Origin of the sequence: Aliiroseovarius subalbicans, assembly GCF_022678625.1 — a bacterium.
Lineage (GTDB): Bacteria > Pseudomonadota > Alphaproteobacteria > Rhodobacterales > Rhodobacteraceae > Aliiroseovarius_A > Aliiroseovarius_A subalbicans.
In genome coordinates this window covers 958213-973349 of the sequence record NZ_JALBYQ010000001.1, presented here as the reverse complement: position 1 = coordinate 973349, position 15137 = coordinate 958213, and the positions used below count along the sequence as shown (strand labels likewise).

The 15137-nt window shown below is 62.5% G+C and carries 15 protein-coding genes; 9 read left to right on the top strand and 6 right to left on the bottom strand.

Annotated elements, in window-relative coordinates; all coding sequences use genetic code 11:
* Nucleotides 1-100 precede the first annotated feature (100 nt).
* The gene (locus MN188_RS04790; protein ID WP_242106453.1) at nt 101-1297 is read left to right on the top strand and encodes a helix-turn-helix domain-containing protein; all 1197 of its coding nucleotides are present in this window, start codon (nt 101-103) and stop codon (nt 1295-1297) included.
* A 95-nt stretch (nt 1298-1392) separates the two neighbouring features.
* Nucleotides 1393-2511, top strand: coding sequence for a flavodoxin-dependent (E)-4-hydroxy-3-methylbut-2-enyl-diphosphate synthase (gene ispG / locus MN188_RS04785; RefSeq protein WP_242106452.1), 1119 nt, complete (start codon nt 1393-1395; stop codon nt 2509-2511).
* Nucleotides 2512-2626: 115 nt separating this feature from the next.
* Here ispG and MN188_RS04780 read toward each other — a convergent pair whose 3' ends face one another.
* Genes MN188_RS04780 through ccmI form a run of 4 tightly spaced genes read right to left on the bottom strand, consistent with a single transcriptional unit; the run spans nt 2627 to nt 4742 of the window.
* Nucleotides 2627-2764 (bottom strand): hypothetical protein, encoded by a 138-nt coding sequence (locus tag MN188_RS04780; RefSeq protein WP_242106451.1) that lies wholly within the window; start codon nt 2762-2764, stop codon nt 2627-2629.
* A gap of 36 nt (nt 2765-2800) precedes the next feature.
* Entirely contained in the window at nt 2801-3034 is a 234-nt protein-coding gene (locus MN188_RS04775; protein ID WP_242106450.1) for a DUF1289 domain-containing protein, read from the bottom strand.
* Nucleotides 3031-3498: a Holliday junction resolvase RuvX gene (gene ruvX / locus MN188_RS04770; RefSeq protein WP_242106449.1), complete on the bottom strand. Its 468-nt coding sequence runs from the start codon at nt 3496-3498 to the stop codon at nt 3031-3033. The genes MN188_RS04775 and ruvX overlap by 4 nt, the downstream gene beginning before the upstream one ends.
* The gene (gene ccmI / locus MN188_RS04765) at nt 3495-4742 is read right to left on the bottom strand and encodes a c-type cytochrome biogenesis protein CcmI (protein WP_242106448.1); all 1248 of its coding nucleotides are present in this window, start codon (nt 4740-4742) and stop codon (nt 3495-3497) included. Before ccmI ends, ruvX begins: the two co-directional genes overlap by 4 nt.
* A gap of 193 nt (nt 4743-4935) precedes the next feature.
* On the opposite strand from ccmI, the gene MN188_RS04760 reads away from it, so the two are divergent.
* From MN188_RS04760 to MN188_RS04740, 5 genes are all read left to right on the top strand, one after another.
* Entirely contained in the window at nt 4936-6183 is a 1248-nt protein-coding gene (locus MN188_RS04760; protein ID WP_242106447.1) for a sarcosine oxidase subunit beta family protein, read from the top strand.
* An 11-nt stretch (nt 6184-6194) separates the two neighbouring features.
* Nucleotides 6195-6518, top strand: a complete 324-nt coding sequence (locus tag MN188_RS04755; protein ID WP_242106446.1) for a sarcosine oxidase subunit delta — start codon at nt 6195-6197, stop codon at nt 6516-6518.
* Nucleotides 6515-9532, top strand: a complete 3018-nt coding sequence (locus MN188_RS04750) for a sarcosine oxidase subunit alpha family protein (RefSeq protein ID WP_242106445.1) — start codon at nt 6515-6517, stop codon at nt 9530-9532. The genes MN188_RS04755 and MN188_RS04750 overlap by 4 nt, the downstream gene beginning before the upstream one ends.
* The gene (locus tag MN188_RS04745; RefSeq protein ID WP_242106444.1) at nt 9525-10085 is read left to right on the top strand and encodes a sarcosine oxidase subunit gamma; all 561 of its coding nucleotides are present in this window, start codon (nt 9525-9527) and stop codon (nt 10083-10085) included. The genes MN188_RS04750 and MN188_RS04745 overlap by 8 nt, the downstream gene beginning before the upstream one ends.
* A 139-nt stretch (nt 10086-10224) precedes the next feature.
* A complete protein-coding gene (locus MN188_RS04740) occupies nt 10225-10824 on the top strand; it encodes a superoxide dismutase (RefSeq protein WP_242106443.1) in 600 nt (199 codons plus the stop codon).
* A gap of 95 nt (nt 10825-10919) precedes the next feature.
* On the opposite strand, the gene MN188_RS04735 is transcribed toward MN188_RS04740, so the two are convergent.
* The gene (locus MN188_RS04735) at nt 10920-11477 is read right to left on the bottom strand and encodes an LOG family protein (protein ID WP_242106442.1); all 558 of its coding nucleotides are present in this window, start codon (nt 11475-11477) and stop codon (nt 10920-10922) included.
* 98 nt (nt 11478-11575) lie between these two features.
* Here MN188_RS04735 and MN188_RS04730 point away from each other — a divergent pair, with 98 nt between their 5' ends.
* Nucleotides 11576-12847 (top strand): LysM peptidoglycan-binding domain-containing protein, encoded by a 1272-nt coding sequence (locus tag MN188_RS04730; protein ID WP_242106441.1) that lies wholly within the window; start codon nt 11576-11578, stop codon nt 12845-12847.
* A 3-nt stretch (nt 12848-12850) separates the two neighbouring features.
* On the opposite strand, the gene MN188_RS04725 is transcribed toward MN188_RS04730, so the two are convergent.
* Complete coding sequence (locus MN188_RS04725; RefSeq protein ID WP_242106440.1) at nt 12851-13168, bottom strand: ArsR/SmtB family transcription factor; 318 nt, start codon at nt 13166-13168, stop codon at nt 12851-12853.
* A 98-nt stretch (nt 13169-13266) separates the two neighbouring features.
* Between MN188_RS04725 and MN188_RS04720 the strand changes: the two genes are divergently transcribed.
* The gene (locus tag MN188_RS04720; protein ID WP_242107403.1) at nt 13267-15087 is read left to right on the top strand and encodes an ABCB family ABC transporter ATP-binding protein/permease; all 1821 of its coding nucleotides are present in this window, start codon (nt 13267-13269) and stop codon (nt 15085-15087) included.
* The last annotated feature ends 50 nt before the right edge of the window (nt 15088-15137 follow it).

The window sequence follows — 15137 nt, the reverse complement described above, 5'->3', positions numbered from 1 at the left end:
GGTGCAATAATCGTTGTGATGTGCTAGCTTTTTCGCAATGGGGCACGGTTTTTACGAATCGTTGCCGAATGGGGACAGTTGAGCAGTTCAGGGGCAGCGCATGATCAAGCGGTGGATTTCACCGAAGGTCGAAGAGCAGGCAGAGCCAACAGGCTTTGACAGCTATGACCTGCGCCTTGGCGACGTGATGCGCGGCGAGCGTGCGACGCTTGGCAAATCCCTTCTGGATGTTCAACGTGAACTGAAGATCAAGGCAACCTATATCGCCGCGATCGAAAACGCCGATCCCACGGCGTTCGAAACACCCGGTTTCATCGCAGGCTATGTCCGCTCCTACGCGCGCTACCTCGGGCTGGACCCGGAATGGGCTTATGACGTGTTCTGCACCGAGGCGGGCTTTGTCACCGCCCACGGCCTGTCGGACAAAGCGTCGCCAGCCAAACAGGCGCGCAAAGAGCATGTCGGCGATCCGTTGGCCAATCCGAATGCCAGTTTCGTGCCGCAGGGCGAAAGCGTCTTTGCTGGGATCGAGCCCGGCGCGATCGGGTCAGTGGCGGTCCTTCTGGCGCTGATCGGGGTGATCGGATTTGGTGGCTATTCCGTGTTGCAAGAAGTGCAGCGCGTCGATTTTGCCCCTGTTGAACAGACCCCCGGCGTGCTGGACACGCTGCCCGAATTCGAAGACAATGCAACCGCGGTGGCGGATGCCGGTGGCGCCGGTCTTAACACGCCGCCCTCGGCAGATGCGCTGGACCGTCTGTATCGCCCACAGGCGCTGGACGTGCCGGTAATGGTGGCGCGCGACGGTCCGATCTCAACACTCGACCCGCGCGAGGTTGGTGTGTTGGCGGCGGCCCCCGTGGCCACGACCGCACCCCGGTTGGGCGCGCCCAGCAACCTTCAAGCCAGCATTGACGCCGTTGTGGCCGACAGCACGACCAGCGCGGTTCAGGTTCTGGGTGCCGATGCGCCCGATGTCGTGGTCTTTGCCGTGCGCCCATCCTGGGTGCGGGTGCAGGCCGCCGATGGCACAGTGATCTTCGAAAAGATCCTGGAATCGGGCGAACAATATGTTCTGCCCAAGACCGAAAACCCGCCGCTGCTGCGCTCGGGTAATGCCGGATCGGTCTATTTCGCTGTGAACGGCACCGCTTACGGTCCGGCAGGCGATGGTCCGTCGGTTGTCAAGAACGTGGCACTGTCACAGGAGGCATTGACCGAGGCCTATTCGGTCGCAGACCTGGCCAAAGATCGTGATCTGGCCACTTATGTGGCCGAGCTTCAGCTGGCGCAATAATCTCATTCGATCCTGCAAGTCACAAAGCGGTGCTTGTTGCCCCGTCGCGGGCGCGGTAATCAGGCGGAAGCGAAACCGGCTGAAAGGCACGCGGCATGACCCATAATCCGATCCGTCCCTGGCGCGACATCGAGCGGCGCAAATCACGTCAGATCATGGTAGGCAACGTGCCGGTGGGCGGTGATGCGCCCATTGCAGTGCAGACGATGACGAACACCGACAGCGGCGACGTGAAGGCGACGCTGGACCAGGTTCTGGCCGCCGCCGAGGCCGGCGCGGATATCGTGCGCATTTCGGCACCGGATCAGGCGGCCACGCAGGCGCTCAAGGACATCTGTCGCGAAAGCCCGGTGCCGATCGTCGCGGATATCCATTTCCATTACAAACGCGCCATCGAGGCCGCTGAGGCGGGCGCGGCCTGTCTGCGGATCAATCCGGGCAACATCGGCGACGCAGGTCGCGTGCGCGAGGTGATCGCTGCGGCGAAGGATCACGGCTGTTCGATCCGGATCGGCGTGAATGCGGGCAGCTTAGAGAAGCATCTGCTTGAAAAATATGGCGAACCTTGCCCCGACGCGATGGTGGAATCCGGTCTGGAACACATCCGCATTCTGCAAGACAACGACTTCCACGACTACAAGATCAGCGTGAAAGCGTCCGACGTTTTCATGTCCGCCGCCGCCTATCACGGCATTGCTGAAGCGACCGATGCGCCCATCCACCTGGGCATCACAGAGGCCGGCGGCTTCGTTTCCGGCACGATCAAATCGGCGATCGGCCTGGGCAGTCTTCTGTGGGCGGGGATCGGCGACACGATCCGTGTCAGCCTGTCGGCGGACCCGGTCGAAGAGGTGAAGGTCGGCTTTGAAATCCTGAAAAGTCTGGGGCTTCGCCACCGCGGGGTGAACATCATTTCCTGTCCCAGCTGCGCGCGTCAGGGGTTTGACGTGATTTCCACTGTGGCAACATTGGAAGACCGGCTGGCCCATATCCACACGCCAATGTCACTATCGATCATTGGCTGTGTGGTGAACGGGCCGGGTGAGGCGCTGATGACCGATGTCGGCTTTACCGGCGGCGGCGCCGGGTCGGGAATGGTTTACGTTTCGGGCAAGCAGGATCACAAGCTGAACAACGAGAAGATGGTGGATCACATCGTTGGTCTGGTCGAACAGCGCGCGGCGGAAATCGAGGCGGAAGCGGCCGAAAGCTAACCCGGCTTTCCTCGAAAATCGCCCTCCGCTCAGAAGGTGAAAAAATCCTTTTACAGTTCAACGTAGAGCGGGTCGCGCTGCGCGCGAAGGTGGTTTCTGAGAGGAAAAACTGGGGTCAGGGTCGTATGGGAAAGCACTGTCCGTCCGCAGTGATCAGCCCCATCCGTTCGTCATTCCCCACATCGGCCCGCGTGGCCCAGGTCTTGGACTGCGCCGGGCTGGCAATCTGCGCAGGAAGGGCCAGAAAGCGCATGGCCTTAGATCAGGGGGGCTTTCTCGCCCAACCGTGTCACGTTTGCGAGACGCGCGCTTTGCGGCCCCCGCGCCGTTTGGCGATCAAAGGCGCGCGGGTTGGCAGATCGTCCATCACGACACGCCGGGCTTCGGGTGTCATCGTGCGCCAATTGGTGATTTCGTCGATCGAGCGCAGACAACCGGTGCACAGCCGCGCGTCGGGATGCACCACGCAGACGTTGACGCAAGGGCTTTCGGGTTCATCCCGTTTCCAGATATCGTCGCTCATCCCAGATGCCTCAGTCGGTCCAACACACCTTGCAGGATATACCCCGCGGCCACGTGGTCGATCACCTCGGAGCGACGTTTTCGCGACGTATCCGCCTCAAGCAGCGCACGTTCAGCGGCGACGGTGGACAGACGTTCATCCCAAAACCCGATGGGAAGATCGGTAAGCCGCGACAGATTACGGGCAAAGGCGCGGGTGGATTGGCAGCGCGGCCCTTCGCTGCCGTCCATGTTGCGAGGCAATCCCAGCACCAGCCCCCCCAAGCGGCGGTCGTCCACGATTTCAAGCAGTCGTGCGGCGTCCAGACCGAACTTCTTTCGGCGGATGGTTTCCAACGGAGTCGAGATTTGGCGCAGCCCATCCGACACCGCGACGCCGATCGTCTTGTCGCCTAGGTCCAGCCCAGCGATCGCCGTCATTGGCGGTAGGGCGGCGGCGAAATCTTCGATCGCGTCGAAGATCAATTTGCCACCCCTGCGGCTTGGCCAGCCTCGCGGATCAGGGCCAGATCCTGCGGGTGGCCTTCGAACACGCCCAAGGCTTCCTCGTACACTGCGCCAGCACGATCAGTGTCGCCGAGCACGCCAAGGGCGCGCACCAAGCGGGCCCAGTCGCTGGCTGGTCCACCTTCAACCGCCATGCGTTCCATGAGACGGCTGACCATGCCGCGGATCATCTCCTGGCGTTCCTCAGGCGTCATGTCGCCTGCGTTTTCGATGTCTTCAGCGGTTGGGCCAGAGAGGCCGGGCATGGCCGGTGCCGTATCGGCGGGCGGGGTGTAGTCCTCCCCGGCCGCAGCGGCGAGAAACTCGATTTGCGCGCGAATCGGGCCGATCCAGGGGGCAGTCCCCGGGCCTTCCTCAAGTAATTGTTTCCAAAGGTGGAAAGCTAGATCAGGGCGTCCGGTCTGAGAAAACAGCAGGCCGGAATAATACCGTGCGATCGCATCCTTCGGATTGATCGAGAGGGCTGCTTCCAACGCGGTTTCGGCTTCGGGCGAGACAAGGCCGCCGGCGGCCAGCACCAGAAGGTCCGCGTGCTTTGTATGATCGTCCGCCGTGGCCGTGTCACCCTTCAGCGCAGCCAGGTGTCCTGCCGACACGGCCGCGGCGCGGTAGTTGCCAAGAGCTGCCTCGTGACTGGTCAGTAGCGTCAGCCCCTGCATGTCTTCTGGGTTTTCCTTTACCGCCACGCGCAAGCGCTCAACGAGGGAAACGTAGTCAGCTGGTGCTTCAGGGGGCGGGCCGGCCCATGGGGGCTGCTTGGCCTCAAGTGCGGCCTGCGACGGACGGGTTTCGCGGGTTTCACGCGCGGCTGCTTTGCGCGCCTTTAATCCCATGTCTGGATAGCCCGGTGCACCCAGGTCGTCATACAGCCAATAGCCCCCGCCCAGCACCAGTGCCACGCTGACCGCAGCCACCGCTTTGGTCAGGCCCGAAGGGGCTTCGCCGCTGCCGCTGCCCGCTTGCGCTTTACGATCTGCCTCAAGCAACCGGCGTGAGATCTCGACGCGCGTGCGCTCGGCTTCGCCTTCCGTCACCGTGCCGCGCGCCACGTCGCGATCCAGCTCTTTCAATTGGTCGCGATAGACCTGCATGTCATAGGCCGCCGCCGCATCGCCCCCGTCTGCGCCCTTGCGCATGAGAACGGCGATCAGAACGCCCACGATAACCAGCGCTATCAGCCCTGCAATAAGCCAGAACCCCATGATCCCTCCGCGTGTAAACTTCCCCCCCATGTATAGTGCCGGGGCGGTCTGCAAAACCCCCAAGACACGCCTGCGACATTGCCGCGCCACACGATGTCGCGATTTTCCTCTCAAGCGGCGCTGGGTCGCCTTGGATTTTTCGCCTGCGGGCGTAAAACATGTGCACATCAGGAACCCGAACAGGGGAATCGCCATGCGGCGCTATTCAGCATTTGCCATTGCGCGTGAAGGCGCGCGCTATCATCAGGGATGGGAGCGGGCGTGGAACAGCCCCGTGCCCAAGAAGAAATACGACGTGATCATCGTTGGCGCAGGCGGACACGGCCTGGCCACCGCTTTCTACCTGGGCAAAAATTTCGGTATCACCAATGTGGCGATCATCGAAAAGGGCTGGCTGGGCGGCGGCAACACCGGCCGCAACACCACGATCATCCGCTCAAACTACCTTCAGGATCCCTCGGCGGCGATCTATGAAAAGGCCCGCTCGCTCTATGAGACGATGAGCCAGGACCTGAATTACAACGTGATGTTCAGCCCGCGCGGCGTGATCATGCTGGCGCAGACGCAGTCCGAGATCCGCGGCTATCAACGCACCGCCCATGCCAACGCGCTTCAGGGTGTGACGACCGAGTGGATCGAACCCGCGCGGGTGAAAGAACTGGTGCCGATCATTAACCTGGATGGGCCGCGGTATCCGGTTCTGGGCGGGCTGTGGCAGGCTCGCGGTGGCACCGCGCGTCACGATGCCGTGGCCTGGGGTTATGCCCGCGCGTGCAGCGACATGGGCATGGACATTATCCAGAAATGCGAAGTGACCGGCGTGATGCAGGAAGGTGGCAAAGTCACCGGCGTGCAGACCACCAAAGGGGACATCGCCTGTGACAAGCTGGCGATGGTCGTCGCTGGCAACGCCGGCGATCTGGCCGGTCAGGCCGGCTTCCGCCTGCCGCTCGACAGCGTGGCGCTTCAGGCGCTTGTATCCGAGCCGATCAAGCCTTGCATGGACGTGGTCGTGATGGCCAACACCGTGCATGGCTACATGTCCCAGTCGGACAAGGGTGAAATGGTGATCGGCGGCGGCACCGACGGGTTCAACAACTACACGCAGAGGGGATCGTTCCACCACGTGGAAGAAACCGTGCGCGCGCTGATCGAGACCTTTCCGATCATCGGCCGGTTGAAGATGCTGCGCCAATGGGGCGGGATCGTGGACGTGACCGGCGACCGCTCGCCCATCATTTCGAAAACGCCGCTGGGCAACACCTTCATCAACTGCGGCTGGGGCACCGGCGGGTTCAAATCGATCCCCGGATCGGGCTGGGCCATGGCCGAACTGGTCGCCAAGGGCGAGCCGGGGCCATTGGCCGCCGACTTCGGCCTGAACCGCTTCCGCGAAGGCCGGTTCATAGACGAAAGCGTCGCCGCTGGCGTCGCGCACTAGGAGGACCGGACATGCTGACACTACACTGCCCCAATTGCGGCGTGATGGCCGATGAGACGGAACTCCATGCGGAGGGCGAAGCGCATATCAAGCGGTTCGGTCCCGGATCCTCGGACGAAGAGTTCGAGAATTACCTGTTCGAGCGTAAGAACCCGAAAGGCGTGCATTTCGAGCGCTGGCGCCACGTGGCGGGCTGCGGCAAGTATTTCCACGCCGCGCGCAACACGATGACGCTGGAGGTCTACGGCACTTATTCGGCGCAAACCCTGGCGCCGCCCAAGACGCTGGTCAACGCGATTAAGAAGAAACACCCCGAATGGGAGGGCTGGGCATGAGCACCCGTCTGGCAGATCACGGTCGCCTGATCGACCGTTCGAAACCGATGAATTTCGAGTTCAACGGCAAGCGCATGAAGGGCTATGAGGGCGATACGCTGGCCTCGGCGCTGCTGGGCGCGGGGCAGACCCTTGTGGGCCGCTCGTTCAAATATCACCGCCCGCGCGGCATCATCGCGTCGGGGGGCGAAGAGCCGAACGCGCTGGTGAACATGGGGCAGGGCGGCCGGTTCGAGCCGAACCAGCGTACCACCACGACGGAACTGTTCGACGGGCTTTATGCCACCTCGCAGAACCACTGGCCCAGCCTGGAATTCGACGTGGGCGTGGTGAACAATTATGTCGCGCGCTTCCTGCCGGCGGGCTTTTATTACAAGACCTTCATGGCGCCCAGGGCGGCGTGGAAACACGTGTTCGAACCGATCGTGCGCCAGTCGGCGGGGCTGGGCAAGGTGCCCAAGGATCGCGATGTCGACACCTATGAGTATTTCTATCACCACACCGATGTTCTGATCGTCGGCGGCGGGGTTGCCGGGCTGGCAGCCGCGAAAGCCGCCGCGGCCTCGGGCGCCAAGGTGATGGTGGTTGAACAGACCGCCCATTGGGGTGGCCGCACGCCGGTGGATGGTGGCGAGATCGACGGAATCCCTGCTGCGGACTGGATCGAAGCCACGGTCGAAGCACTTGAAAACATGGACAATGTCACGCTGCGTCTGCGCATGCAGGGATCGGGCATCTATGACCACGGATATGCCTTGGGATACGAACGTGTGGCCGATCACACGCCCGGTGACGGGCGTCCGCGTCACCGTCTGTGGCGCATTCGCGCGCAGCAAATTGTCAACGCGACCGGGGCAATCGAACGCCCGTTGTCCTTTGCTGGCAACGACATTCCCGGGGTCATGCTTGCGGGCGCTGTGCGCGACTATGTCGTGAATTGGGGCGTGAGCGCGGGCGATCGGACTGTGGTCGTGACCAACAACGACGATGCCTATCGCACTGCTTTGGTGTTGAAAGAGGCGGGGTTGGAGGTGCCGGTCATCATCGATGCGCGTGCTGCGGTGACGTCGCCATTGGCCCAAGCGGCGCGGGCTGCGGGTATCCGCGTGGCCGAGGGCAAGGGGATCGCCAAGGTCCACGGCGGCAAGTTCGTCACCGGCGTGTCGATCTGTGCCCAGGCGGGCGAAGGATCGTCGCTGGAGGAAATCAAATGCGACGCGGTTGCCATGTCCGGCGGCTGGTCCCCGGTGGTGCACCTGTGGTCGCATTGCGGCGGCAAACTGATCTGGGACGAGGTGCAGGCCTTCTTCCGGCCCGATCCTGCCCGTCCGCCGTTGAGCCATGACGGCAAGGGCTTTGTCCTGACCGCAGGCAGCGCCTCGGGCGCGCTGGGGCTGTCGGATGTGCTGACCGATGCCGATGCCGCGGGCAAGGCGGCGGGCAAGGCCGCTGGCGGTAAGGCGGGGCGCAAAGCTGCGCCGAAGGCCGCGGCCGAGGTCCATCAGGCGATGGAGCCGGTCTGGATCATGCCGCAGGGTGCCAGCATCCAGAAACGCATGAAGATGTGGCTGGATTACCAGAACGACGTGAAGGTTTCGGACGTTCAGCTGGCCGCGCGCGAGGGGTACGAAAGTGTTGAGCACACCAAGCGCTATACCACGCTGGGCATGGCGACGGATCAGGGCAAGTTGAGCAATATCAACGGCCTGGCGGTTCTTTCCGATGCGCTGGATCAACCGATCCCGCAGACCGGCACGACCACGTTCCGCCCGCCGTATACGCCGATCAGCTTTGGCGCCATCGCGGGTGAGGCTAAGGACGAACTGTTCCAGCCGATCCGCAAAACGCCAATGCACGACTGGCACGAAGAGGCCGGCGCCTATTTCGAACCGGTCGGCCACTGGCGCCGCCCCTATACCTATCCGAAACCCGATGAGACTCACGCGCAGGCGGTGAACCGCGAGGTTCTGAACACGCGTGAGCGTCTGGGGCTGCTGGATGCCTCCACCCTGGGCAAGCTGATCGTGTCCGGCCCCGATGCGGGGCGCTTCATGGACATGATGTATACCAACCTGATGTCGACCTTGCCGGTAGGCAAATGCCGCTATGGGTTGATGTGCACGGAAAACGGGTTTCTGTCTGACGACGGCGTGGTGGCGCGGATCGACGAGACGACCTGGCTGTGCCACACGACCTCGGGCGGGGCCGATCGCATCCATGCGTGGATGGAGGATTGGCTGCAATGCGAATGGTGGGACTGGAAGGTCCACGTTGCCAACGTGACCGAGCAGCTGGCGCAGGTCGCCGTGGTTGGCCCGAATGCGCGCAAGGTGCTGGAAAAGCTGGGCGGCATGGATGTGTCCAAGGAAACGCTGCCGTTCATGCAATGGGCCGATGGCACCATAGGCGGGTTCGACGCGCGGGTGTATCGGATCAGTTTTTCGGGCGAGCTCAGCTATGAAATCGCGGTGCCCGCCAGCCAGGGCCGCGCCTTTTGGGATGCGCTATTGGAGGCCGGGGAAGAGTTCGGCGTGATGCCTTACGGCACCGAGGCGCTGCACATCATGCGCGCCGAGAAGGGCTTTATCATGATCGGGGATGAGACCGACGGCACGATCATTCCTCAGGATCTGGGGCTGAATTGGGCGATTTCGAAGAAAAAGGACGATTTCCTGGGCAAGCGCGCACAATTGCGCAGCCACATGGTCGACCCGGATCGCTGGAAACTGGTCGGGCTGGAGACGCTGGACGGCACGGTCATTCCTGACGGGGCCTATGCGGTGGGCGAGGGCGTGAACGCGAACGGGCAGAAAAATGTGATCGGGCGCGTGACCTCGACCTATTTCTCGCCAACCCTGAACAAGGGTATCGCGATGGGGCTGATCAAGCACGGGCCGGACCGGATGGGCGAGGTGGTGGATTTCCCCACGCTCGACGGCACTGGCACGGTGATCAAGGCACGGATCGTGGATCAGGTCTTCTATGACAAGGAAGGGGCCAAGGGAAATGTCTAACGCAGTTTCGGCGCTGGATGGCGCGACGTATCAAGGGTTTTGCAAGGTGCAGGAAATGGGGCTGGTCGGCATGATCACCCTGCGCGGCGACCTGGGCGCGGCGGCGATGGCGAAAGCGGTGAAAGCCGTGACCGGCGTCGCGATGCCGGGGCAGGGCGCGGTGACCACCGGCAAGGGCGGCACAGTTGCCTGGATGTCGCCGGATGAGCTTCTTGTGATGGTTGATCACGCGGGGGCAGATGCCGCTGTGGCCAAGCTTTCAAAGGCGCTGGCGAAGGAACATGCGCTGGCGGTGAACGTGTCGGACGCCCGCGCGGTGTTCCACGTGACCGGCCAGGCCGCGCGCGAGGTGATGGCGAAACTGTCGCCGGCAGACGTCAGTGCGCTGGCCCCGGGCATCATGCGGCGCACCCGCCTGGCGCAGGTTGCGGGTGCGTTCCACATGCTGGACGAGGGAACGTTCGAAGTGGTCTGTTTTCGCTCGGTCGCGGGCTATGTCTTTGACGTTCTGGCAAATGCCGCCAAGCCGGGCAGCGAAGTCGGCGTGCTGTGACCTGAGGCTCTTTTGTCGGGTTTGAAAGCACATGCGGGCAGGCGAAAATGCCCCGAAATCGGAACTGACCCTTGACGCGCGGGGCCTGTCCGGCCCATCTACGACCCAGATGAAACACGCATGAACAGGGGGCTTACCCATGGCTTTTGAACTTCCCGATCTTCCCTATGCCCACGACGCGCTGGCCGATGCCGGCATGTCGGCGGAAACGATGGAATTCCACCACGACCTGCACCACAACGCGTATGTGACCAATGGCAACGCTGCCATTGCGGGTACCGAATGGGAAAACAAGTCGCTGGAAGAGATCATCACCGGCACCTATGACGCGTCTTCTGTCGCGCAGAACGGCATCTTCAACAACATCAGCCAGTTGTGGAACCACAACCAGTTCTGGGAAATGATGGGCCCCGGCAAATCCGCCATGCCCGGCGAACTGGAAAAGGCCATCGTCGAAAGCTTCGGCTCGGTCGATGAGTTCAAGTCGCAGTTTGCCGCCGCGGGTGCGGGGCAGTTCGGCTCAGGCTGGTGCTGGCTGGTCAAGAACGCCGACGGGTCGCTGGCCGTGACCAAGACCGAAAACGGCGTGAACCCGCTGTGCTTTGGCCAGACCGCGCTGCTGGGCTGCGATGTGTGGGAGCATTCCTACTACATCGATTTCCGCAACAAGCGCCCGGTTTATCTGTCGAACTTCCTCGACAACCTGGTGAACTGGGAAAACGTGGCCGGTCGCCTGTAAGCACTGAAGAACGTTGTTAAAATGTGGCCGCCCTTTCTTGTGAAAGGGCGGCCGCTTGTTTTTTTAAATGGCGCCCGGGGCCGCCGGACGCGCGATCAGGTCAGGGCGGCGCGCAAGGCTGAGGTCAGCGCCGGCACGTCATCGACAAGGGTGAGGTAGCTTTTCAGGCTTTCTTCGGCGAAGCCCTGTTCGATCACGTGGTCGATCAGCGTCACCAGCGGGTTCCAATATCCCCCGGTGTTAAGCAGGAACACGGGTTTCGCGTGCAGCCCCAGCTGGCGCCAGGTCACGGCTTCGAAAAACTCATCCAGCGAGCCTGCGCCGCCCGGCATCACAACGATGGCGTCCGAGTTCATGAACATGACCTTTTTGCGCTCGTGCATGTTCTCGGTCACGATGAATTGGGTGAGGTCGCGTTTGCCAACCTCCCATTTCAGAAGGTGTTCGGGGATCACGCCGAACGTGGTGCCGCCCGCGTCCTGGGCGGCTTGCGCCACCGCGCCCATCAGCCCCACATCCCCCGCGCCATAGACAAGGCGCCAGCCTTCCTGGGCCAGGTTTGCGCCCAGGGCGCGGGCATCGGCCTCATAGGCCGGGTTGGCGCCGAAGCGCGATCCGCAATAGACGCAGACAGAGGCATGGGGCGAAATCATGGTGATCCTTTCCGAGGAAACTCTTTTGACCCGTGATAGACCTGTTGTTAAACTCGCTCAAGCGCGGGCCACGAAGAGCGTGTGCAAGGGGGGACTACATGGCTGCCGAGACGCCTGGAACGGGCAAGACGAGCGGGTTGGCGATGGCCGGCGGTGGGATTGGGGCGTTGGTTTTGGTCGCTGCGACCTATGTGTTTTTCTCTGGAGAGTGGCGGGGGAAGCCGGGCGAGGAGCCTGCGGTTCAGGTGGCTGAGCCTGTAACGCCCACCGAGACGCCAGAAATCCCAACACCGCCTGAGACATCCGAAGGGGGCGAAGGCGTTGCGGCGCCGGAGCAGATGACCGAAAGCTCGGATGCGGCGCCTGTCACCACGGCTGAAACAACAACTGAAGCACCGCCCGTGGCCGCACCTTTCTTCGACGTGGTGCGTGTGGACGGCGACGGTAACGCGGTGATCGCGGGTCAGGGCACGCCTGGCGTGCCGGTGCATGTGTTGGTAGACGGGATTTCGGTCGCGGTGGCCGAACCGGATGCCAGCGGCAATTTCGTCGCCCTGTTCGCCTTGGACGGGGATGAGGTCCCACGGGTCATGACCTTGTCATCTGGGGGAGAAGCCGTTGAAATCTCTTCGCAAAGCGTGATTGTTGCGCCAACAACACCGACCCCGACCCCGACCCCGACACAGACCGCGGAGCCGACACAGAGCGCCGAAGCCGCCCCCGGCGATGCCACTCAGGCCGATCCCACGACAACACCGGAGGCCAATGTACCCGACCCTGCACCAGCCGGATCCCCTGCACCGGACACTGCTGTGCCTCAGGTTCTGCTGGCTGACAACGAAGGGATCACCGTGCTGCAGGATGGCAGCGCTGGCCCGGCGGCGATCGAAAATGTTACCATCGACTCGATCGCCTATGACGAAGAGGGCGGCGTGGCGCTTACGGGACGTGGGCAGGGGGCCGCCAACGTGCGGATCTATCTGGATAATGTACCGATCAAGACCACGCGCATCGCCGAGGATGGCGGTTGGCGCGTGCCGTTGCCTGACGTCGAAACCGGTGTTTACACCTTGCGGGTAGACGAGATTTCCGCTGACGGCACCGTCACTTCGCGCACGGAAACACCGTTCAAGCGTGAAGAACCCGCAACGCTTGTCGCGCGGGACGACGCGGGGCTGGAGTCGGGTAGTGTAGAGGCGCCTCCCGTGCAGCAGGTCACAGTGCAGCCCGGGTCGACGCTTTGGGCCATTGCGCGCGAGAAATACGGCGAAGGCGTTTTGTATGTGCGTGTTTTTGAGGCCAACAAGGACCGCATTCGCAACCCCGACCTGATCTACCCCGGTCAGGTCTTCGAAATGCCCAACGAATAGCGTTCAGGGCAGCACAAAATCCGTCATCTCGCTTTTCGCGCAAACCTCGGGGTCGCGGCCACAGCAATCGTTCAGAAGATAGCCGATCACACCGCCCAGCGTGTCGGTGCGGGTGCTATAGATCACCTGCCGCCCTTTGCGCTGGGACGACACGAGCCCCGCCTGTTCCAGCGCGTTCAGGTGAAACGTCAACCCGGAGGGCGACACGCCCAATCGGTCGGCAAGCACGCCGGCAGGCAGGCCATCGCCCTTACACGGCACCAAAAGGCGCACGATTTCCAGCCGGGTTTCATGGGCCATCGCGGACAGGGCCGTCAGCACTTTACCTTGCTCCACATTTCACCTATTCATGAAATATTGAATTGACACCTGTTTAGCGGATGTTATTCCCTCCGGCAACCATCAAGGAAAGCCTGCATATGTCCCCGTCCCAGATCACATCGACCGATGCACCCGAAGGCGGCGTGCGCACCATTCGCAAGGTGGCGCCCTATCTCTGGCCCGAAGGTCAGTCCTGGGTAAAGCAGCGGGTCGTGCTGGCGATGCTGCTGCTGGTCGGGTCGAAGATCATCTCGGCCTTTACGCCGTTCATCTACAAAGCCGCCGTCGATACCTTGTCGGGGGACGCAACGGACGCGGCGTGGATGCTGGGACTGGGCGCGGTCGGGCTGACCGTGGCTTACGGCATGGCGCGGTTGATGACGAACGGGTTCCAGCAGTTGCGCGACGCGGTCTTTGCCCGCGTGGGGCAGCGCGCGCTGCGGCAACTGGCGCTTGAGACCTTCACCCACATTCACCGCCTGTCCATGCGCTATCACATCACGCGCAAGACCGGCGGGCTGAGCCGGATCATTGAACGCGGCGTGAAGGGCGTTGAATTCCTGCTGCGCTTCATGCTGTTTTCGGTTGGGCCGCTTGTGCTGGAGCTGATGCTGACCGCCGGCGTGCTGTTTTTCTATTTTGACGCCAATTATCTGACCATCGTGGTCGGAACCATCGCGATCTATGTCTGGTTCACCTTCAAGGTGACCGAATGGCGGGTGCGCATTCGCAAGCAGATGAATGACCAGGACACGGACGCAAACCAGAAGGCGATCGACAGCCTGCTGAACTTTGAAACCGTGAAGTATTTCGGTGCTGAAAAGCGCGAGGCGGACCGCTATGACGTGGCGATGGCGGGCTATGAAGAGGCCGCGCTGAAGACCTCGTATTCCTTGGCATTTCTGAACTTCGGCCAAGCCTTCCTGATCACCTGCGGGTTGGTCGGCGTGATGGTTCTGGCGGCGATCGGGGTCAGTGATGGCAGCCTGACTGTGGGCGATTTCGTCATGGTCAACGCCTATATGATCCAGATCACCATGCCGCTGAATTTTCTCGGCACGGTTTATCGCGAGATCCGCCAGGCGCTGGTGGACATGGGCGAAATGTTCGACCTGTTGGACCAGCCTGCCGAAGTGCAGAACAAGCCCGACGCGCCCGCTCTGAAGGTGCCGGGCGGCGCGCTCGAGTTCGACGATATCCTGTTCGGCTATGACGCCGCGCGGCCGATCCTGAAGGGCGTGTCGCTGAAGGTGCCGGCGGGCAAGACCGTGGCGATTGTCGGGCCGTCCGGGTCGGGCAAGTCCACCATCGGGCGGTTGATGTTCCGGTTTTATGACGTGAACGACGGCGCACTGCGCATCGACGGGCAGGACGTGCGCGACGTGACGCAAGACAGCTTGCATGACGCCATCGGCGTGGTGCCGCAGGATACGGTGCTGTTCAACGACTCGATCTACTACAATGTCGCCTACGGCCGCCCGGAAGCGACCCGCGCCGAGGTTGAAGCCGCCGCCAAGGCCGCGCGTATCCACGATTTCGTCGTGGGTCTGCCGGAAGGCTATGACACCCAGGTCGGCGAACGCGGGCTGAAGCTGTCGGGCGGTGAGAAACAGCGCGTGGGCATTGCCCGCACGCTGCTCAAGAACCCGCCGATCCTGTTGCTTGATGAAGCGACTTCGGCGTTGGACACCGAGACCGAGCGCGACATTCAGGAAAGCCTGAAGGCGATGGGCAAGGGCCGCACCGTGGTCACCATCGCGCACCGCCTGTCCACCATCGCCGACGCGGATGAGATCGTGGTGCTGGAGCAGGGCGTGATCACTGAACGCGGGACACATGACGACCTGCTGGCCAAGGGTGCGCGCTATGCCTCGATGTGGGCGCGTCAGGCCGCCGAGGAGGGCGAGGCCGCCGCTTGAGCGTGTGACATGCCGGGCAGGCGCCCGTATTCTTCCAAAGAAAACCGACC

What these genes read in the sequence shown, in the direction of transcription:
- MN188_RS04790 (WP_242106453.1), top strand. Translation starts at nt 101, where the DNA reads ATGATCAAGCGGTGGATTTCACCGAAGGTCGAAGAGCAGGCAGAGCCA.
- ispG (WP_242106452.1), top strand. Translation starts at nt 1,393, where the DNA reads ATGACCCATAATCCGATCCGTCCCTGGCGCGACATCGAGCGGCGCAAA.
- MN188_RS04780 (WP_242106451.1), bottom strand. Translation starts at nt 2,764, where the DNA reads ATGCGCTTTCTGGCCCTTCCTGCGCAGATTGCCAGCCCGGCGCAGTCC.
- MN188_RS04775 (WP_242106450.1), bottom strand. Translation starts at nt 3,034, where the DNA reads ATGAGCGACGATATCTGGAAACGGGATGAACCCGAAAGCCCTTGCGTC.
- ccmI (WP_242106448.1), bottom strand. Translation starts at nt 4,742, where the DNA reads ATGGGGTTCTGGCTTATTGCAGGGCTGATAGCGCTGGTTATCGTGGGC.
- MN188_RS04760 (WP_242106447.1), top strand. Translation starts at nt 4,936, where the DNA reads ATGCGGCGCTATTCAGCATTTGCCATTGCGCGTGAAGGCGCGCGCTAT.
- MN188_RS04755 (WP_242106446.1), top strand. Translation starts at nt 6,195, where the DNA reads ATGCTGACACTACACTGCCCCAATTGCGGCGTGATGGCCGATGAGACG.
- MN188_RS04750 (WP_242106445.1), top strand. Translation starts at nt 6,515, where the DNA reads ATGAGCACCCGTCTGGCAGATCACGGTCGCCTGATCGACCGTTCGAAA.
- MN188_RS04745 (WP_242106444.1), top strand. Translation starts at nt 9,525, where the DNA reads ATGTCTAACGCAGTTTCGGCGCTGGATGGCGCGACGTATCAAGGGTTT.
- MN188_RS04740 (WP_242106443.1), top strand. Translation starts at nt 10,225, where the DNA reads ATGGCTTTTGAACTTCCCGATCTTCCCTATGCCCACGACGCGCTGGCC.
- MN188_RS04735 (WP_242106442.1), bottom strand. Translation starts at nt 11,477, where the DNA reads ATGATTTCGCCCCATGCCTCTGTCTGCGTCTATTGCGGATCGCGCTTC.
- MN188_RS04730 (WP_242106441.1), top strand. Translation starts at nt 11,576, where the DNA reads ATGGCTGCCGAGACGCCTGGAACGGGCAAGACGAGCGGGTTGGCGATG.
- MN188_RS04720 (WP_242107403.1), top strand. Translation starts at nt 13,267, where the DNA reads ATGTCCCCGTCCCAGATCACATCGACCGATGCACCCGAAGGCGGCGTG.